The 19,569-nt window shown below is 67.4% G+C and carries 12 protein-coding genes, 1 tRNA gene and 1 other RNA gene; 6 read left to right on the forward strand and 8 right to left on the reverse strand.

What is annotated here, in order from left to right; translation table 11 throughout:
* Positions 1-48: 48 nt before the first annotated feature.
* From ACIP93_RS04205 to ACIP93_RS04220, 4 genes are all read right to left on the reverse strand, one after another.
* On the reverse strand, positions 49-750 hold the full coding sequence (locus ACIP93_RS04205; RefSeq protein WP_345220631.1) for a sensor domain-containing protein: 702 nt from the start codon (positions 748-750) through the stop codon (positions 49-51).
* A gap of 281 nt (positions 751-1,031) precedes the next feature.
* The gene (locus ACIP93_RS04210) at positions 1,032-3,263 is read right to left on the reverse strand and encodes an ABC transporter permease (RefSeq protein WP_401755667.1); all 2,232 of its coding nucleotides are present in this window, start codon (positions 3,261-3,263) and stop codon (positions 1,032-1,034) included.
* A 92-nt stretch (positions 3,264-3,355) separates the two neighbouring features.
* On the reverse strand, positions 3,356-4,030 hold the full coding sequence (locus tag ACIP93_RS04215) for an ABC transporter ATP-binding protein (RefSeq protein WP_401755428.1): 675 nt from the start codon (positions 4,028-4,030) through the stop codon (positions 3,356-3,358).
* An 835-nt stretch (positions 4,031-4,865) separates the two neighbouring features.
* Positions 4,866-6,227, reverse strand: a complete 1,362-nt coding sequence (locus ACIP93_RS04220) for a hypothetical protein (protein ID WP_401755431.1) — start codon at positions 6,225-6,227, stop codon at positions 4,866-4,868.
* Between the two features lie 437 nt (positions 6,228-6,664).
* On the opposite strand from ACIP93_RS04220, the gene ACIP93_RS04225 reads away from it, so the two are divergent.
* The 4 genes from ACIP93_RS04225 to ACIP93_RS04240 all read left to right on the forward strand — a co-directional run bounded on the left by ACIP93_RS04225 (position 6,665) and on the right by ACIP93_RS04240 (position 10,523).
* Entirely contained in the window at positions 6,665-8,254 is a 1,590-nt protein-coding gene (locus tag ACIP93_RS04225; RefSeq protein ID WP_401755434.1) for an endonuclease NucS domain-containing protein, read from the forward strand.
* Between the two features lie 206 nt (positions 8,255-8,460).
* The gene (locus ACIP93_RS04230; protein WP_401755437.1) at positions 8,461-8,793 is read left to right on the forward strand and encodes a hypothetical protein; all 333 of its coding nucleotides are present in this window, start codon (positions 8,461-8,463) and stop codon (positions 8,791-8,793) included.
* Between the two features lie 12 nt (positions 8,794-8,805).
* A complete protein-coding gene (locus ACIP93_RS04235; protein WP_401755440.1) occupies positions 8,806-9,675 on the forward strand; it encodes a tyrosine-type recombinase/integrase in 870 nt (289 codons plus the stop codon).
* Positions 9,676-9,714: 39 nt separating this feature from the next.
* A protein-coding gene (locus ACIP93_RS04240) for an IS5 family transposase (protein WP_401755442.1) occupies positions 9,715-10,523 on the forward strand; the annotation gives its coding sequence in 2 pieces (ribosomal slippage) (positions 9,715-10,063 and positions 10,063-10,523; 810 coding nt in all).
* Between the two features lie 88 nt (positions 10,524-10,611).
* Here ACIP93_RS04240 and ACIP93_RS04245 read toward each other — a convergent pair.
* From ACIP93_RS04245 to ACIP93_RS04260, 4 genes are all read right to left on the reverse strand, one after another.
* Positions 10,612-13,689 carry a type I restriction endonuclease subunit R gene (locus ACIP93_RS04245; protein ID WP_401755445.1) on the reverse strand — a complete coding sequence of 1,026 codons (3,078 nt, stop codon included), beginning with the start codon at positions 13,687-13,689 and terminating at the stop codon, positions 10,612-10,614.
* A 3-nt stretch (positions 13,690-13,692) separates the two neighbouring features.
* Complete coding sequence (locus ACIP93_RS04250; protein ID WP_401755448.1) at positions 13,693-14,880, reverse strand: restriction endonuclease subunit S; 1,188 nt, start codon at positions 14,878-14,880, stop codon at positions 13,693-13,695.
* Positions 14,873-16,444, reverse strand: coding sequence for an N-6 DNA methylase (locus ACIP93_RS04255; protein WP_401755451.1), 1,572 nt, complete (start codon positions 16,442-16,444; stop codon positions 14,873-14,875). The genes ACIP93_RS04250 and ACIP93_RS04255 overlap by 8 nt, the downstream gene beginning before the upstream one ends.
* 328 nt (positions 16,445-16,772) lie before the next feature.
* A tRNA-Ser gene (locus tag ACIP93_RS04260) sits at positions 16,773-16,857 on the reverse strand.
* Positions 16,858-16,979: 122 nt separating this feature from the next.
* Between ACIP93_RS04260 and ffs the strand changes: the two genes are divergently transcribed.
* Positions 16,980-17,070: signal recognition particle sRNA small type (gene ffs / locus ACIP93_RS04265), an RNA gene on the forward strand.
* A gap of 65 nt (positions 17,071-17,135) precedes the next feature.
* Positions 17,136-19,373: a DNA polymerase III subunit gamma and tau gene (locus tag ACIP93_RS04270; protein WP_401755454.1), complete on the forward strand. Its 2,238-nt coding sequence runs from the start codon at positions 17,136-17,138 to the stop codon at positions 19,371-19,373.
* The last annotated feature ends 196 nt before the right edge of the window (positions 19,374-19,569 follow it).

Consider the following 19,569-nt stretch of genomic DNA (forward strand, 5'->3'; position numbering starts at 1 on the left):
CCCCGCCCCTCCCTTCGTCCACCCGCCCGGCCAGGGGCTCTTCCGCCCTCACTTCCCGAGCAGGCCCCGCACCGCCGCCCGGTCGACGTTCGTCAGCACCCGCACGACCTTCGGCGTCAGGAACACGATCGCGAAGCCGACCAGGGAGGCCGCCGCGAGCTGGATCGGCGAGGTGATGTCGTACGTGTGCCGGATGCCGCCGGAGGTGTAGTCGTACACCCGGTACCCCTCCCACCCCTCGATGTACTTCCCGAAGACCCAGTTGTACGCGGGCAGCAGCGTCACGACCCACCCGGTCACCAGGAACGTCGTCGCCACCACGAAGCTGACGACGCGGTACGGGAACATCACCACCTGGAACAGCAGCGCCTTCCACCCGGCGGCGTCCGTGAGCCGGGCCCGCGTCGCGCCCCAGAGCCCGTCCCGCTCCGCCACGACCGGAGCCGGGCCCGCCACGTCGATCCCCAGTCCGTGCCGCGCCCGCACGCGCTCGGCGGCCCCGAGCCCGCGCGCCCCGGTGAGCAGCACGGCCAGCAGCGGCAGCCCGAGAACGGTGACGGCGAGCCCGGCCCCCGCCGAGAACAGCGCGACGCTGAACACGAACCCGACGACCGCCACCGGCAGCGAGGTGATCGTGTACCCGATCTCGCGGAAGGTGGAACCGGCGAACGGGGCCCGCAGGAACTCGAGCTCGTGAGCGTCACCGGAGGTGGTGCGGGAGGAGACGGGGGCGGTGGCGTACGCGGTCATGCCGGGCCTCGAAATTCATCGCGGAGGGGACGGTTCGCAACGTGTTCGTTGACAAGGACCACGATCCCGAATCCCCGGGCCGGAGGACATGGGGCCGCCTGCCCGATCCGGGGTGGTGCTACCCCCCCCTGCCGAGGGCGCTCCTCCCCGGCCGACGGCGCGGGCCTCCCACCTCCTCTCGGACACCGAGCGCCGTGTCCTGGAAGCCCTCGCCCGCACGGACAAGGACGAGACCGTCACCCGTCACCCGTCACCCATCACCCGGCGCCCGGTCAGCCCGGTCAGTCCCGCCCGATGTGCTCCGGGTCGACGTGGCGCCGTACGAGCGGGAGAGCCGCGAGCCCCGCGACCACCAGCACCCCCAGCGCGCTCGCGAGGAGGAGCGGAAGTCCGTCCGCGTCCCAGAAGACGTCGCCGCCGCCGGTGATGAGGTAGCTGGACTCGGCGAGCCGCCCGGCGACGAGCGCGGCGGCGAGACCGATGCCGAGGGGGAGCAGGACCTGCACGCACTGGACGGTGCGCAGGGTGGCCGGGCGGGCGCCCAGCAGCGCGAGGGCGGTGACCTGCCCCCGGCGTTCCATGGCGCGGTCCGCGACGGACACGACGAAGGCGGCGACGCCGATGACGAGGCCGAGGACCATGCCGGAGGCGAGGAGGCTCTTGATGACGGTGATCTGTTGCAGGGCCTCGACGTTGACGCCGACGGCCTCGACGTCGGCGGTGGGGGCGAGGGTGCCGATGCCGTTGAGCGCGGTGCGCACGGACGTGGGTTCGGAGCCGGTGACGACGAGGAGGTCGCCCTTCGCGGGGAGTGTGCCGGCGGGCAGCAGCGAGGGCGGAATGCGTACGTCCGCACTGGTGAGCGCCGAGGGCTGGCGGGCGTGAAGGGTGAGGCGGTCGTGCGGGAGGGTGAGGGAGAGCTTCTCGGCACGGGCCGGGGAGGGCCCTGCCGACGGCCGGAGGAGGAAGGGGAAGGCAGCTCCGGGGCGCGCGTCGAGGTTTTCGGAGGTGTCGGGGTCGGTCAGGCGCTGGACCCTTCCGTCGACGCAGCCGGGGGCCAGGTCGGCGAAGGCGGCGAGTTGCGCGCAGGTGGCGACGACGGCGTTGATGCGGGGCGCGGGGTTGCTCAGGTCGGGAATCCAGGACTCGGCGGTCAGGGCCTGCGCGCGTACGCCGTCCACCCGGGCCATGCGGGCGCGCTGCTCCGGGGTCACGTCGCCGAGTGTGACCCGGTACTCCTGGGTGGGGGAGGTCGGCCGGCTGATCTGGCTGAGCTCGACGAGTACGCCCTGGGTGAGCGAGGCGGCGTACACGAGGAGGACCAGACCGGTGACGACGCGCAGGGAGCTGCCGGGCTCGACCTCGTTGCGGCGCATGGCGAGGGTGAGTGGGAGTGATTGGGTGCGTCCGGCGATGCGGCGGGCCAGCCAGGAGGTGATGGGGCCGAGCGAGAGGACGAGCCCGGCGCCGGTCAGCAGGACCGCCGCCGGAACGAGTACGGCGTCGGCGGGGCCCTCGGCGGGGGTGCGCCCCAGAGCGCCGAGGACGCAGTAGCCGGTGATGACGCCGAGGCCCGGCAGCAGCAGGAGCAGCCCGTACGGACGCGGCGGTGTGCGCTGCGCGCTGCGCCGGACGCTGAGCGGCGAGAGGGCGGCCTCCCGGGCATGGTGCCGCCCGACGAACCAGGCCAGGGCGGGGCAGCCGAGCAGGCATGCGGTCAGGGTCGGGGCGGCGGGGCGGCCGTCGGCCGCGTACCACCGGAGCCCGGGCAGGCCGACGCGGGCCACGACCTCGTTGACGAGGAGGTACGCGCCGATTCCGAGCAGTGCGCCGAGGAGCGCGGCGGCGACGGTTTCGACCGCGTTGACGCGCAGGGTTCCCTTGATGCTGAGGCCGAGCAGCCGCAGCGAGGCGAGCCTGCGGGACCGCGACTCGGCGGACAGCCGCGCGCACACGGACAGGAACACGGCGAGCGGCAGCAGGACCAGGCAGGCCAGGGTGAAGCGCAGGACGTCGAGGGTGGAGGCGTCCACGGCGGGGGACGGGGAGTGCGAGGACCCGAAGGAGGCCAACGGGCGTGCGTCGCGCGGAATCCCTGCCCGGGTCTGCCCGAGGTAGGCGTACAGCTCGTCGGGCCCGGCGAGCCCGGCCGCCCCGATGGTCCCGGTGACACGTCCGGGCAGGAGCCCCGTGAGGCCGGGTTCGGCGGCCAGGACTTCGCGCAGCCGGGGCGAGACGTACACCTCGCCGGGCGCGGGAAGCCGCTCCAGGCCGGGCGGCACGGGTGCGGGTCCTGCGACCGGGCGGGCGACGAGGACGCGCGTGAACGGCTGCGCGCCGTACGGGTCCTGGCGGGTGAGGAAGAGGGTGTCGGCGGCCGACCGGGCGTGCATCACCTCGGGAACGGCCTGCGGCGCGCGGGCGGCGGAACGCCCGTCGTGGGCGGAGAGGATGGCCGGAATGGTCAGCACGGCGGCCAGGCAGGCCACCCCGAGCGAGCACCCGAGCGACATCAGCAGGAAGCGGACCCGCCCCGTGCGTTCGCCGGACCACAGCAGCCGCAGTCCGAGCAGAACGGTGCTCGTGCCGGACGGCCGCGCGGCCTTCACACCGCCACCCGCTGGGTGAGGACGCCGTCGGTCATCGTGTACTGGCTGTCGGCGTGGGCGGCCACGTCCGCGTCGTGCGTCACGATCACCACCGCCGTGCCCTGTGAGCGCGCCAGACGCAGGAACTCCTCCAGTACGGCGGCGGCGTTGGCACTGTCCAGCGCTCCGGTCGGCTCGTCCGCGAACACCACGGCCGGCCGGTGCACGAGCGCCCGCGCGACCGCCACCCGCTGGCTCTGCCCACCGGACACCTGAGAAGGCCGCCGCTGCTTCAGCTCCCCGAGCCCCAACCGCTCCAGCACCTCGCCCGCCGCCGCATGCGCCGGGGCCTTGCGCTGCCCCGCGAGACGCAACGGCAAGGCGGCGTTCTCCTCGACCGTGAGCTCGGGCAACAACTCCCCGTACTGGAAGACGAACCCGAAGCGCTCACGCCGCAGGGTGCTCAACGCGTCGTCGGAGAGCCCGGAGAACGCGACCCCCTCGAAGGACACCGCCCCCTTCGACGGCGCGAGCACCCCCGCCAGGCAGTACAGCAACGACGACTTCCCGGACCCGCTGGCCCCCATGACCGCGGCGACCTCCCCGCGACACAGGGCGAAGTCCGCACCACGGACGGCTCGTTGCGATCCGTAGAGCAGGTCCACGCCCCGGGCCCGAAGAATGACGTCCATGGTGATGCGAACTCCCTTGTACGGCGGAGGCCGCGCCGATCGCATCGGCCGGACCTCCGCGTCGGCCGACCGCCGGCCACCGGTCGGAGCACCCCCCTGACGGACGGGCCGTCCCGGCGCGGCAAGCCCTCGCTGATCACCTCGCGGCTGCGCCGCACCCTCGTACCGGTCGGCCCGGGAGAGCGCCGTACGCGACTATGGCGGGCCGTACGACTGCCACCGCACGGTGAAGTGCCGACTGGCCCCGCGCCGCCCAGCACGACTGCCCTGCTGGTGGCGGTGTGCGGCGGGTGAGGGCTCGGGAGGGGAGAGTCACCCGGACGAGTGCGGTGATCGAACCGCGGGCCTGCTCCTGGGCCCGTTGAGGCCGGCTCGGGCGCGACGACGGGACAACTGGCGGAGCAGCCCACGGGCACGCCGGTCCCACCGTCCTCTGTGGCAGTGCCACTGGGAAGCGTTCTCAGCGGAGGGACTGCGCCCCCACACGACGAAGGCCCCGACCGGGAACCGGTCGGGGCCTTCGTCTGCCCTGTTGGGCGGGTGCGGAGGATACGAGATTCGAACTCGTGAGGGGTTGCCCCCAACACGCTTTCCAAATGTTCGTCTGGGGGTTCAGGGTGATTCATCGGCGTCCTGACCTGCACCGGAAGGAGCGGTGGGGTGCCCGGTGGACGGTGCTGATCAGGGATGAACGAGACCAGAACTGAGACCAATCAGGGCACGGCTGCCAAGGCCACTCCGTCGCACGGGTGCCTCTGGCCAGCCCCGCTGCAGCTTTGTGCGCCCCGAGTCGGCATTACACAGGACCGGCTGGCCGTTGCTGCGGGCTGCTGGATCACCCTTCCTGGAGCCGGATCGCCATCACGGTTCCGTCGGGGCGGATGGACACAGCGTTCCACTGTCCTGATGTGCTGCGGTCCGGCCACTGCCCTCGCATGGCGTGTACCTCGCTTCGGTATTCGTTGACGCGCCCGTGGCGGAGGTGCGTGTAGAGACTCTTTTTGAGTCCGGAAAACGCCTCCACTCGGATGCCATTGAGGCGGTAGATGTGATCGGTACCGACGAAGTCGATGCCGTGGATGCGGTGTTCCTCATCTCGCAGCTTGGCCGTTTTGGCGTGGACGTCGTGCTGGAAGTGGCGTCGTCCCTGGTCCTTCGTCAGGTACTGAGCGGTGGGTATGCCGCCCCCGGTGAAGGCCGTGAGAGTGGCTGCTTCCGTCCGCGCCAGCACGATGCTGAACCAGTCAAAGTCGTCGGGCAGTACCTGGTACCCGGGGACGGTTGTCTTCCCGCTGTCCGTGGGCCGCACGACATCGGACGGATAGTTCTCCTGTTCCAGGGCGAGGTTCAGGTCGGCTGCTGATGCTTCTCCGGAGGGGCGGAGGACAGTCGTACCCGGCCCCTCCAGGATGTGCAGGGCGAGGCTCTCCTTCTTGGGGATCTCTGTCCCGATGAGCAGGTACGGGACGGTGCCGTAGGGCCCGATATGCACGGACTCCACGTGAGCGCTGGCCGTGCTGAGTTGCTTGTACACCTGCTGAACGCTGCTGTGGGTGCCCTTGGAGGAGACGAGGAGAACCTTGGACGGCTGCCCCGGTTGCCAGGCTTCGACGAAGAAGTGGGGCCGTCGCTGCAGCGGTTCGGGGCGCGTGCCGGTGCCGGAGTCGGTGCCGCGGAGAGCCCAGCCGGCCTTCAGCGCAACATCCGCCGGGATCACGGAGACCGAGTGATCGGGGTAGCGGGACCTGACCACGTTCTCGGCCAACAGTGAGGCGAAGCCGGTGCCGATTTCTCCGGACTGGGTCGCCTTGTAGAAGCGAAGAAGATCGCGCCCTTCGGACGACAGCTGCAGGTAACGGCCGTGGTTGGCTTCCAGGGCCTGGCTGTAGCGCAGACTTCCCCAGTGTTCGGCCAGTCCTCGTCCCGCGCCTTGGCGGGCCGACGCGGCACCGAGGCCGATGGCGTGGATGACCTGCCAGGGCGTGAGTGTCAGTGTTCGCGGCGCTGTCCGGACGGCTCGGTAGTCGGTGCGCCGGCGAAGGGGGCCCCGCCCCTTTTTTGACCGCTTCTCGTCCTCGTCCTCAGCGGCCTCGGAGACCTGGTCGGCGAGTTCGGTGGATGAGCGGACCTGGACGTGGGAGGTGGTGCTCAGCTCGTGGAGGATCTCGGCGACGGCTTTGGAATGGTCCTCGTTCACTGGCAGCCCTTCCATCGATGTGATGTGGCGTGAGCCGGAGGACTGTAGGACGCATTAGGGGAGCACAATCAAGTGCGCACGAGGGGCGCAGGCCGGTATTCGGTCAGAGGCCCGTCGAGGAGCGCTCGGACAGCGCCATGTAGGGCCCCGTGTTGAGACCCCCGGGCCCTGGCACGCGGCAGTTCGAGGTTCCACTCTTCGGCACACCGCCGCGTGGGCTATGGGCACGGTGCGACAGCCCGTCCTTCCACGCGTCAACTGGCATCACGAGGGTGCTTGGGCGAACGCGACCCAGCGGGCGGGGCAGGCGTGGGCGTTCTAGACTCGCTGGGGAGAGGAGAGAACGGACTGGGAATGTCAGACTGATCGTCTACTGTCACCCTCTGATCAGCCACCAACTAGCGTTCCAGGGCGGGGACGTGTCCGAGAGGTGCGACATGGGTGTTCAGTACGAGGCGCGGTTGCGCGACATGTTGGCTGACCGCTTGTCTCTCCTGGAGCCGAGCCTTCAGCTGATCGAAACGGAATTCCCGCTACCCAATGCTCACGGAACGCGCGGGCGGATAGACATCCTGGCCCGAGATGGCCACGGATCTTGGGTGGTGATCGAACTGAAGCGATCCGACTCGACCTCGGGTCGAGCCCTCCATGAGGTCACGAAGTACGCCGAGCTGTTGCAGCGAGAGATGGGGCTCCGCAAAGACCGCATTCGCGCGATGATTGTCTCCACCACGTGGCGCGAGCTTCGCGTACCGGTCAGCAACATGGCGCGCGACTGGGCTCACGATCTGCGCGGGTACCAACTCACGTTGGACGACGACGGTGTCCCGGTGTGTGCAGACCGCGTGGAGTTCCTCGAAGCAGCGATCCCCCCACAGGTGACCCCGCATCACTTCATCTACCTGTACAACTCCCCGGAGGATAGAGAGCGGGGCTGGTGCGAGGTTCTGGCTAGAGCTGCAGAGGCAGGAGCTGATGATCTTCTGGCAGCGGATTTCCAGCGCATCTCGAAGAGAGACAGCGTGGTCGCACCGTACGGCCTGTACTTTGCGATCGGGCGTCTGGATCCGGACCGAGCACCGGCATGGCTCGACGACGGCGAGGCAGATTCACCCGAGGAAACCGGGGGGTACCCCCTGGAGTATGCGGCTCTTTGTCACGTCACCAGCAACGTTTTCGCAGCTGGCTATGACACAGCCCGCCCGGGCTTGCTTCGGAAGCTGGCAGAGGACCCGCATTGGGAGATCGAGGGCTACCGGACGGCAGGTGAATTCGCCAAGCGCACTTCGCTGGACGAGAGGGATCTTCTCCGGGACCTGAACGGTGACGACGAGGGGATCGGTCAGGTCCTCTACACAGGATCCGCGCGAACCACGGACCGTGGAAGATGGCCTGCTTTCCGGGAGGAGAGCAGAACGTGCATGGCGAGGAATCCTGATTGGGCGAGGCTCGTGGAGCGGTGGCTGGACGACGTCTCGGCCGATGGCGTGGAACGCGATGTCATGCTTCATGTGTACAACCCGTGTGACCTGATCACATCGTTGGTGCACGGATGGCCCGACAAGCTCTCAACACTCGTTCCGATGACCTTTGGGACGGCATTGGCTACTCCGGACGGAGACCACCGCACGATCCGTGGCTCCCTCTACTGGGACGGTTTTGCCTACCCCGACATGGCCGACCGGGTGCGCCTGGTCTATCGCGATGCCATGCACTGGCAGACTCATCGCCTCATGGATGAGACCTGGGTCGCCGATCTTGATCTCCTGAGAATGCTCGGACTTCGCTACGTACTTATCGAGCAGATCGGAGGAAACCCGCTCCTTGTGTCAGAGGCGAGTGAACTTCGACTCCACTTCGTTCAGGACGAGGTCCTCCGTACTCTGCCGATTCCCTGTGAGGGGGCACAGCTCCGCGACGCGGGTTGGAACGGCGCCTACTCGCTCGATACGTTCCTGGAAACGTACGAGGACCAGATCGACACGTTGGTTGAGACCTATCGAACCGGGTTTCATTTCGGGGCCTGAGGCTCCTCGGCGATCGGGTTCTGCCTGCAGGAGGGTCAGGACACGGGCCGTACGACTGCTGGTCCTGTGAGGAGCCACGTGCGCGGAAACGGTCTGGTTCGGCAGTACGGACCACGGCGGGGCTGGCGAAAAGGATGATGGTTGTCGAGGTCATGTCCCGGCCTTCCTGCTGCGCTCTACTTCTCGAAGAGGTGGGGGCGCCATCCTTGGATTTCCTCGTCGAAGTTTCCGTTGTGTACGCCTTGCAGAGCGGCCGTGTAGCCGATCTCGATGGCCTCGTTGATCAGCTGCTGCAGTTCCGTCGGCAAGTGCAAGAGTTGATGTCCGGCTTCCGAGCAGAGGTTGGCCGCAGCATGGCCGGCGGCCTGGGCGTGCTCGCCGGGAACTGTTGCGGCATACATGTCCGAGATGGTTTGGTCAGCGTTGTTGATCTCTTCCTGCGGCGCCGAACGAAGGAAACCAAGACCCGCGCCGGCAAGCGCCCGATCGGGGTACCGGAAGAACTACTGAAGCTGCTGATTCGGCACAAGGAGGAATAGGGCCGAGAGCGCGTGCTCGCCCGCGATCTGTGGGAAGAGAAGGGTTACGTCTTCACATCGCCGATCGGTGAACCCCTCAACCCCAACACGGACTTCCACCGATGGAAGGACCTGTTGAAGGCGGCGGGCGTCCGCGACGGACGCCTCCACGATGCCCGCCACACCGCCGCGACCACCCTGCTCATCCTCGGCGTCCCGGACACAGTGGTCGACCGCATCATGGGCTGGGAGCCCGGTAAGTCCGCGCGCATGCGACGCCGGTACCAGCACGTCACAGGGCAGGTGCTGCAGCGGACGGCGGCGCAGGTCGGAGGGCTGCTCTGGGGGCCGGAACCGACGCCGCACGTGGTCAACCTCAAGCCTCGGGGCTCTGCCACACCCTCCAGTGGCGACGCCCAGCCAGGCCCGACGGTGTACGTCGCCCGCCTCGGCGAACGCCTTGTCCCGTTCCAGCACCAGGAGCATGCGGAGGCTATGGCGGACCAGTGGGCCGCCGATCACCGAGACCAGCAGGCGCGAGTCGAGGAGTGGGACCCGGAGAAGTGGGAGCACAAGGGCCCTGGCGGTCTCCGAGCTCTTCGCGATGCCATACCGGACCGGCGGACCGTCCACCATGCCCACGCTGTCTTCATGCCGGGCGGCGAACCGCTCAACATCGGCCGAGATGGCCAATGGTCGGTAACGACCTGGGAGTTCGAGGCTGACCTCTATACCGATCTGCCGGTGCGCTGGCACACCACCCGCCGTTCCGGTCAGGAGGTCGAGGCTCAGGTCCGTCGTACGGACCAGGAAGCTGTCACCGCTGCGTTCGACGAGGCTCGTACACAGGCAGTGGACCGCGCGAGGAACCCAGGGAGGTACGGAGACCTCGGCACCTGCTAAAAGATCATCTCATTTGGCTTGGCCGGTATTCTGTGGGTCATGGTGGGGATCGTTGAGCGGTTGGTGCCGGACGAGTTGTGGGAGTTGTTTCAGAGGGTGGTGCCGGAGGCGCCGTCGCGGCCGCAGGGTGGTGGGCGGCGGCGGCACGGCGACCGGGAGGTGCTGGCCGCGATCGTCTTCGTGGCGACGTCGGGTTGTACCTGGCAACAGCTGCCGTCCGCGTCGTTCGGTCCGTCCGGGGCGACCGCTCACCGGCGGTTCTCGGAGTGGTCGAAGGCCAGGGTGTGGGCCAAGCTCCACCGCTTAGTCCTCGACGAACTCGGTGCCCGTGGCGAGCTGGACTGGTCGCGGTGCGCGATCGACTCGGTGAACATGCGGGCCCTGAAAAGGGGGACCTGACAGGCCCGAATCCTGTCGACCGGGGCAAGTACGGCTCGAAAATCCACCTGATCACGGAACGCTCCGGCCTGCCCATCTCCGTCGGAATCTCCGGGGCCAACCTGCACGACAGCCAGGCCCTGATCCCCCTCGTGAAGGGCATCCCCCCGATCCGATCACGCCGCGGCCCACGGCGCCGCAAGCCCGCAAAGCTCCACGCCGACAAGGGCTACGACTACGCCCACCTGCGACGATGGTTACGCGAACGCGGCATCACCCACCGCATCGCCCGCAAGGGAGTCGAGTCCTCACCACGCCTGGGCCGCCACCGCTGGACCATCGAACGCACCATGGCCTGGCTCACCGGCTGCCGCCGCCTCCACCGACGCTACGAACGCAAAGCCGCCCACTTCCTCGCCTTCACCAGCATCGCCTGCACCCTCATCTGCTACCGCAGACTCACCAAATGAGATGTCTTCTAAATCCCCGTGGATCGGGGCACGAGGGGCACAGCGAGGCCCGGCAACCACCATGCGTTGCCGGGCCTCTGCGTGTTCGTCAGTCCACGAGGTAGTGGGCCTCAATGTAGGCGACAGTGGAGCCATACGGCTCTCCTACCGGCTTCAACATGTACCGGCGGAAGACCGCGGCGGTGGCACGGCGGACGCCGCGATTGCGGGCCTCGGCGTTGTCCCATGACTGGGCGAGGGTGCGCTTGACCACCTGGTCGATCTCCTCCGCCAAGTTCTGCTCCGTGACGGTGAGACCGGACGGCGCGTGGTCCTGGATGATCCGCGACAGGATGCCTACGTGGTCGTCGTCTAGCACGACGGCCTCGTCAGGGTGTTTCTCGGCGTGCACGATGGCGCGGGCGACCCGGAGTGCCTCGGCAAGGAAGTCCAGGGCGTCCTGGGCGTTCTGAATGATCCGGTCCCGCAGTTGCCTGATCCGCTCTGCCAGAGCGGTGTACTTCGCGGATCCCGGTTCGACGCCCCTCTCGAGAGCCGCCTTGATGTGATCCAGGATCTCCGCAGCAGACGGCGGCCTCTTGTCCTCGTTGTCGTCCTTGCCTGGTTTGGGACGGACGAGGGCCAGCAGCTCCTTGAGGATCGTGATGCCCTGGGCGTCCAGGACGAGAGCTTCTTCCTGGGAAGCGGCTACGGAAAAGGAGTGGACGTGGGCGTTGATTATCTCCAGGACCATCGGCCCCAGCTCGCCCAGTCGCTCCTTCCTTTCCTCGTCGGAAGACTTCTTGAACAGGGTCGTGTACGCAGACCCGAAGAGCCCGAACCCGTCTTGGTACTTGGCGACTCGCTTGTCCGTGTTGATGAGTGGGTACAGGCGGGCCAGAAGCCGGTAGTTCTTGCTGAAGATCTCGGCGGCGTCAGAGCTGGCATCCAGGAAGGCGTTGATGGCACGTACGGACTCGTATCCGTTGGCTGTGAGGTCGAGGCCGTCCACGTCTGCGAGGAGATCTTCGATGCGAGCGAAGGTGGTACGGAACTCGGCGACAAGGTCGGTCAGGTCGGTGACGAACCCACCGCCCTTGCCGGCGGACCCCTCCGAGGTGGGGTCGACGACGGCACGCTGGACCTCTTCGGCCAGGCTGATGTAGTCAACGACTACGCCGCTGGTCTTCACGAATCCGGCCGGGGATACCCAAGTGCGGTTCGGGCGGGTAATCGTCTGGAACAGGTTGTGGGCCTTCATCGGCTTGTCCAGGTAGAGAACGCCTTCGTTGGGCGCGTCGAACCCTGTCATCAGCTTGGCTGTCACGACCAGGAAGCACAGCGGGTCATCGGGAGTGAGGAATCGCCGTTTCTGGTCTTCCTCATCGACCTCGGAGAGCCGGTAAGGCCGCATGGCAGCTTCCTCGGTCTTGGCGTCCGAGACGTGGATGTTCACCTCTGCGGTGATCCGATCGTGCTTGCCGACCTCGGCGAGTACCTGAGCCGCTTCGTAGCCGGCCAGCAGCTCGTTGATCTTGTCCATGTATGCCACGGCCAGCTCACGGTTGTACGCGACGACCTGCGCCTTGAGACCGTTGCGATAGGTACCGGCCAGATAGTGATCCACGATGTCCTGGCAGACCGTGTGGATGCGTTCGGGGTTGGTAAAGACCGAGGTGAGGCGCCCGAATTTGCGGGACAAGGTTTCCCGGTCGGGGTCGTCGAGGTCAAATTCGTCGGCAAACTGATCGAACTCGGCTTGTAGCGACCGGTCGTTCATCTCGAAGGTGACCGGGTGCGGGTCCAGCATGACTGGAACGGTCGCCTCGTCCTGCAGAGACCGGGACACCGAATATCGATGCAACACCCTGTTTGGGTCGGTCTCCTCACCGAAGAGAGCGAAGGTGTCGGTGGTGAGGTTCTTGACGGGTGTGCCGGTCATCCCGAAGAACTTCGCGTGCGGCAACGCTGCGCGCATCTGCCCCGCTAGGGACTCATTCTCGGATGACTGCGTGCGGTGCGCCTCATCAACCAGCAAGATGATGTTGCGGCGGGTCGACAGGTTCTTCCCAGCGCCGGCGAATTTGTGGACAGTCGTGGAGATGACACCACGCACGTCGTCAGCGAGCAGGGAACGCAACTCCGCGCTGGTCGTGGGCTGGTGGAAGTAGGCGTCGCCCATCGCGGAGGTGAACACCCCGGAGGTCTGCCGCACGAGCTGGGTTCGGTCCGAGAGCAGGATGATCGTGGGCGACTCAGTGCGGGTGTCAGCCAACAACAGAGAAGCAGCGAACACCATCAGCAGCGTCTTCCCGCTGCCTTGGTGATGCCAGATCAGCCCCTTCTTGCCGTCGGCCAGGACCCGTTTGTGGATGAGGTGGGCAGCCTCCATCTGCGGATAGCGGGGCAGGTACTTCTTGTCCGCCCCGCCTCCAGAGGTGTCGAAGAGGACGAAGTTGGCGAGCATGTCCAGGACCGTGGCCGGGTTGAGCAGCAGCTCGACAGAGCGCTTCACGTCGGCCTGCCCGGACAAGCTCTCGTCGTCGTCAGTGGATCGGAACGGCTGCCACAGGTTCAGGGGTGCACCAACGGCACCGAACCGCAGCTTCAGTCCGTCAGAGGCGACAGCGAAGATGTTGGGGGTGAAGAACCATGGGTATTCAGTGGCGTACACGTCGTTAATCTCGCGTGCCGCGTCGGCCCACCCGGACTTAGCGGTTGGTGACTTCACCTCCGCGACAACAAGGGGCAGTCCATTGACCCAATACACGAGATCGAACCGGCGGGGGGTCTTGCCGGGGATTGTTATGGTCACCTCGTCCGACACGACCAGGGTGTTGGTAGTCGGGTTCTCGAAATCGATGACCTTCAAGGCGTGCCACACACCGTCGGCGCCCCGGAACTCCTTGTGCCCGCGCAGCAGTTCCAGCACTTGTTCGTTGGCTCGCACCAGCCCGCCGTCGACGGCGTTGACCGTGGTGATGATCTCCTCGACCACGGCGTCCACGTCGAACCCTTCGATCACCACCTGGTTGAGCCGCACGATGGCGTCCCGCAGCTGGCCAGCGAGCACCGTCTGTGTCGTCTCGCGCGGCAGCGACCTACCCGCTGTGAAGTCCCATCCCATCGGGAGGGACCACTGGATCATCAGGTTCTGGAACTCGCGCTCCCGAATGCCCTTCGCCACGGCTCAGACCTCCAGCTCGGCAGTCTCAATTTTGATGGTGCGGTTGAGAATGTTGGAGAGCAGCCCTGCACGGGCTTCGCGGAGGCAGTTGGCCTCTGCGCGGATCACAGCGATGTGCCCCTCCATCGCATCTAGTGCCTCCGCTGCTTGCTTCTGCTCAGACTGGGATGGGATGGGCAGCGCCACCGATAGGAGCTGGTCGGGGTTGAGTCGCTTACGGCGCTGCACGGTTCCGACGACCCGGTTCTGCATCTCTGCCCATAGTCGAGGTGTTCGGCAGACATGCTTCATCCACTCCGGGGCGATGTCACCAGTGAGTGTGAAGGTTGGGAACTCGTTGCTCGCTACGAATCCGCTGAACTCTGCAGGGACCACAGTGATCGGCCCCTCCCAAGCAGTCAGCTTCCGCATCACCACTTGGTTCTCTCGCAGAACGTTCATCGCCGTGTACTCGGTATCTGCCCCGTCGAACGTCTCCTTGTCCACGAGCCCCTTGCCGGCATTGAGCACTCCAGCGAGGTGGTAGGTGGTTCCCGCCACCATTGGTGTCCGAACGACATCGAGGTGCATCACGTTGCCGAGGGGCTTGGATTCCGCCTCGTCGCCCTGAGAGGTGAGCCACAACAGAGACATTGCTGCCTGGTATACGCCTGCCAGTGCGTCGGCCTCGTCGTCGAGCGCGGTGATCTGGGCGTCTACCGCGCCGATGACCTCGACGATCCGCTTCTGCACCGGCAACGGCGGCAGGGCGACTGGGATGAGTCGCAGGCTCTTGGAGTTCAAGGTTTTGCCCTTGATTGCGCGAGGTGCGTTCTCCGTGAGGTCGTGGGACTCCAGCCACGCGGCGAGATACCGGTCATCGACTGTGGAACGGTCACGCGGGTCAATGCGAACGATGGCCTCGTTCGGGTAGACGTCCCGCTCGGCGAAACCGACACGACCGATGGTGAGCTTGAAACTCATTAGCAACGAGCCAGCGGGGGCCAGCTTGGCCTTGCCATCTCTTATTGCAGCACCGGTGACTCCCTCGCGCGCTGGGTTCACCGTCCATGACCGCTCGGGCATATCCGCGATGGTGCAGAACGGATGCGTGGTGTCTGTCGTCCAGTAGTCCGGGTTCTTGCGGTCGGGCGTACGGCCAATTGAGAGGTTCGCAATTGTCCCAAGAGTGGCCTGCTCCCACTCACTCATCGAAGCCCTCGATCCCGGCGGCGGTGAGCACGTTGGCCATCTGCTGCTCGGTCTTTTGACGCTCGGTTCGGGCAACGTTGTACGCCTTGATCAGGGCGCCGAGGTCTTCGGCTTCATCAGCAGCCTGTTTGATGTAGCGGCCGAGGCTGAGGTCGTACCCGTTCGTCACGATCTCCGTAGTTGGCACGAAGCGTGCGGCGGGTCCGGAGTCGCGGTCAGGGGCCACTGAGTCGTCGGTGGCTGCAAAGCTTGCGTGGTAGGTCGCCACAGTGTCAGCGATGTCGGTGCCGGTGAGGATGTTGCGCTTCTTGGCCTTGGCGAATTGCCTAAAGGCGTCGATGAACAGCACGCCGTTCTGGCGCTCCGGAACCTTCGTACCAGGGGCACGGAACACCAGGATCGCTGTCGGGATGGAGGTCGAGTAGAAGAGGTTGGCTGGCAGACCGATGACGGCCTCGAGGAGGTCGTCGTCCAGGACGCGTTGGCGGATGGCTGCCTCCTGGCCGCTTCGGAAGAGGACGCCGTGTGGGAGGACGACGCCGGCGCGGCCCTTCTTCGGATCCATACTGGCGATCATGTGCTGTACGAATGCCCAGTCCGCCGACGACTGTGGGGCGACCCCGCCGAGTGCACGCGGGTCGTTGGTCCAGGGCTTCCACTTCAGGCTGTAGGGAGGATTAGCGACGATCATGTCGAATTGCTCGACAGACCCGTCCGCCTTCCTGAAACGGGGATCCCTCAGAGTGTCGCCGACCTCGACCTTGAACGCGGTCAGGTTGTGCATGAAGAGGTTCATGCGGGCCACACCAGCAGTGTCAGTTACCGCCTCCTGGCCGTTCAGGCTGAGTGTGTAACCCCGCCCGCCGCGAGTCTTTAGGAAGTCCGCAGCAGCGATGAGCATGCCGCCTGACCCGCAGGTGGGGTCGTATACCGACTCGTGATTCTTGGGTCCTAGCAGTTCGATGATCAGTTCGACGACCTCACGCGGCGTGAAGAACTGACCAGCACGGGTACCGGACCCGTCTGAGAACCGCTTGAGCAGGTACTCGTACGCTCCTCCGAGCACGTCGTGGGACATATTGCCCTCATGCATCTTGGGGGCGCGGTCCATCGTCCGCATGACTGACGCGAGCACCTCCCCCGGCAGTACCGCTTCCGAGGTCCAGGTCATGGACCCGAATAGACGGGAGAACTTGTCGGGGTTGGCCGACTCGATGGCCTGCAGAGAAGCACGCACCCGCTGGCCGAGGCCGTGCTGGGCAACGGTGGCGAGGATGGACGACCAAGAGGCGCGGCTCTCGGCGACGGTTCCAGGGAAGATGAAGGGGATCTTGAACGTCTGGTAGTTGCTGTACTCGACCTCGTCGGCTTCCTCGGCTGTGAGGTCGAGGGCCTCGTTCTCCTTGAGAAAGATCTGGTGCGTGTGATCCCAGGTATCCGACAGGTACTTCCAGAACATCAGCGGGAAGACAACCGAGGAGTATTGCGCTTCTGGCATCGCCACGCGCAGCTCGTCGGCGGCATTCCACAACTGGTTCTCGATCTCCTGCTGGGTCACTGCCATCAGTTGGGGGTGTCCTTGCTCGTGTCCGGGTGGCGATCTCAGGGCCGTGGAGCCTCCGGCATCCTAATTTGTCCCTCTGACAGTGAGGCTGGGGTCGAACTTTTTGCTTGCCGGTTCCAGAGGGCCGACTGAGGCTGGGCCATGCGCGCTCCCTCAGAGTTCTACAGGGGGCGTCTGGTGCCCGGTGCGGCAGAGTGCGGACGGAGCCTGTCCGTGGTCGTCCATGACGGTCCGACCCGCGCAACTGAGACCAGAACTGAGACCACGCAACGACGAAGGGTCCGACCGCAGTGCGGTCGGACCCTTCGTTTGCCCAGGTGGGCGGGTGCGGAGGATACGAGATTCGAACTCGTGAGGGGTTGCCCCCAACACGCTTTCCAAGCGTGCGCCCTAGGCCACTAGGCGAATCCTCCGCCGCAAACAATACAAGACGTTGAGGGGTGCTTGCGACCGCCTTCCCCGGGCGGGGGTCCCGGAGGATTCGCAGGTGGGCCCGGGTCGTCAGGGGCGGGGGCGATCCGCTAGGGTGGGGTCCAGCCCCTCACGTGGCGCTATCTGACTGAACTCCCCCAGGGCCGGAAGGCAGCAAGGGTAGGTTGGCTCTGGCGGGTGCGTGGGGGGTCTTTGCGTTTCCGGCGAGGCGTTCCCGGGGCGGGGCCGGTTGTCGGTGGGTCCCGATAACCTCGTAGGTGTGTCGTCCCTTGCGTTGTACCGCCGTTATCGCCCCGAGTCGTTCGCCGAGGTCATCGGGCAGGAGCATGTCACTGTCCCGCTCATGCAGGCCCTGCGGAACAACCGGGTCAACCACGCGTACCTGTTCAGCGGGCCGCGGGGTTGTGGAAAGACGACCAGCGCCCGGATCCTGGCGCGCTGTCTGAACTGTGAGCAGGGGCCGACGCCCACGCCCTGCGGTGAGTGCCAGTCCTGCCAGGACCTCGCGAGGAACGGGCGCGGGTCCATCGACGTCATCGAGATCGACGCGGCTTCGCACGGTGGTGTGGACGATGCGCGTGACCTGCGGGAAAAGGCGTTCTTCGGGCCTGCCAGCAGTCGGTACAAGATCTACATCATCGACGAGGCGCACATGGTCACGTCGGCGGGCTTCAACGCGTTGCTGAAGGTCGTCGAGGAGCCGCCGGAGCACCTGAAGTTCATCTTCGCGACGACGGAGCCCGAGAAGGTCATCGGGACCATCCGGTCGCGCACGCATCACTACCCGTTCCGGCTGGTGCCGCCGGGGACGCTGCGGGACTACCTCGGCGAGGTCTGCGGCAAGGAGGGCATCCCGGTCGCGGACGGTGTGCTTCCGCTCGTGGTGCGGGCCGGGGCCGGGTCCGTACGGGACTCGATGTCGGTCATGGACCAGCTCCTGGCCGGCGCCGCCGACGACGGTGTGACATACGCCATGGCGACCGGGCTGCTCGGTTACACGGACGGGTCGCTGCTCGATTCCGTCGTGGACGCCTTCGCGGCCGGGGACGGCGCGGCTGCCTTCGAGGTGGTCGACCGGGTCATCGAGGGGGGCAACGATCCGCGGCGGTTCGTGGCGGACCTGTTGGAGCGGTTGCGGGACCTGGTGATTCTGGCTGCCGTTCCGGACGCGGGGGAGAAGGGGCTGATCGACGCCCCCGCCGACGTGGTCGAGCGGATGCAGGCGCAGGCCTCCGTCTTCGGCGCCGCCGAGCTGAGCCGCGCCGCCGACCTGGTCAATTCCGGGCTCACGGAGATGCGCGGAGCCACCTCGCCGAGGTTGCAGCTCGAGCTGATCTGCGCGCGGGTGCTGCTGCCCGCGGCGTTCGACGACGAGCGGTCGGTGCAGGCGCGGCTGGAGCGGCTGGAGCGGGGCGGGGCCGGCGCGGGCGGCGGGGCGTTCATGGCGGGCGGGGGCATGCAGGGGATGCCGCCTGTCGGGTACGTTCCGGGACCCGAGGCGCACGGGGCTCCTGCGGCGGTGCCCTCCGCGCCTCCCGCAGCGCCGGTGGCTCCTGCCGCCCCCGTGCAGGCCCCGGTCGCGTCCGCGCCGGTGGCGCAGGGGTCCGCTCCCGCTCCGGCTCCCGCGCGGCGGCCGGGCGGGTGGCCCACCACGTCCGCTCTCGGGGCGGGACGGCCCGAGCCCACCGCGCAGACGCAGACGCAGACGCAGGCCACGGCACCGGTGGCTGTCGCGCCGTCCGGACCGCCGCAGGCCGCGCCCAGCCCGGCGGCCGCGCAGGGCGCCGCCCAGGTGCGGAACATGTGGCCGAACATCCTGGAGGCCGTCAAGAACAAGCGGCGCTTCACCTGGATCCTGCTCAGCCAGAACGCCCAGGTGGCCGGTTTCGACGGCACCACACTCCAGGTCGGCTTCCTGAACGCCGGCGCCCGCGACAACTTCGCGAGCAGCGGCAGTGAGGACGTGCTCAAGCAGGTGCTCGCCGAGTCCTTCCAGGTGCAGTGGCGGATCGAGTCCGTCGTGGACGCGGGCGGCGCCGGTGCCGGTGGGCCCGGCGGGGGCCCCGCGGCGGGTCCGTCCGGCGGGTTCGGTGGCGGGAGCTTCGGCGGGGGCGGCGGCTTCGGCGGAGGCGGCGGTGGCGGTGGCTTCGGGGGCGGCAGCGCTCCCGCGCCGTCCGCCGCACCGCGCCCGCCGCAGGACATGGCCGCACCGGGGGGCGGCGGGCCCGTGTCGCAGGCGGCGACGTCGTACGCACCTGCTCAGGCCGCAGCCCCCGCGCCCGCACCTGCGTCCGCCCCGCAGGCCTCCTACTCGTCCGCCCCGGCCCCCGCGGCCCCGCCGCAGTCCGCGCCGATCCCGCAGCGCAGGCCCGTCTCCGCCGAGGACGACGTACCGGAGGACGACGACCCGGACCTCCAGGAGGACGCGCTGTCGGGCTACGACCTGATCGTCCGCGAACTGGGCGCGACGGTCGTCGAGGAGTTCGTCAACGAGTAGCGGCGCGGCGGGGGCCGTCGGCTGTGCTGGGGAGGGTTCTCTCGGCATTGGTCGTGCCGGGGAGGGTTCTCTCGGGCGGTGGCCGTCCCGGCGGGGCACGGCCGTTCCCGGCAGGGGCCGTGCTGGGCAGGGGCCTCTCGGGTGATGGCCGTCCCGGGGCGTGGCCGCCCCTGGCAGGAGCTCTCGCGGGTAGTGG

The sequence above is a fragment of the Streptomyces sp. NPDC088745 genome (assembly GCF_044751045.1).
Classification (GTDB): Bacteria; Actinomycetota; Actinomycetes; order Streptomycetales; family Streptomycetaceae; genus Streptomyces; species Streptomyces cremeus.

Excerpts from the sequence above, each read along its gene's own strand:
- ACIP93_RS04205 (WP_345220631.1), bottom strand. The coding sequence starts at position 750 with ATGACCGCGTACGCCACCGCCCCCGTCTCCTCCCGCACCACCTCCGGT.
- ACIP93_RS04210 (WP_401755667.1), bottom strand. The coding sequence starts at position 3,263 with ATGTCGCTCGGGTGCTCGCTCGGGGTGGCCTGCCTGGCCGCCGTGCTG.
- ACIP93_RS04215 (WP_401755428.1), bottom strand. The coding sequence starts at position 4,030 with ATGGACGTCATTCTTCGGGCCCGGGGCGTGGACCTGCTCTACGGATCG.
- ACIP93_RS04225 (WP_401755434.1), top strand. The coding sequence starts at position 6,665 with ATGGGTGTTCAGTACGAGGCGCGGTTGCGCGACATGTTGGCTGACCGC.
- ACIP93_RS04250 (WP_401755448.1), bottom strand. The coding sequence starts at position 14,880 with ATGAGTGAGTGGGAGCAGGCCACTCTTGGGACAATTGCGAACCTCTCA.
- ACIP93_RS04255 (WP_401755451.1), bottom strand. The coding sequence starts at position 16,444 with ATGGCAGTGACCCAGCAGGAGATCGAGAACCAGTTGTGGAATGCCGCC.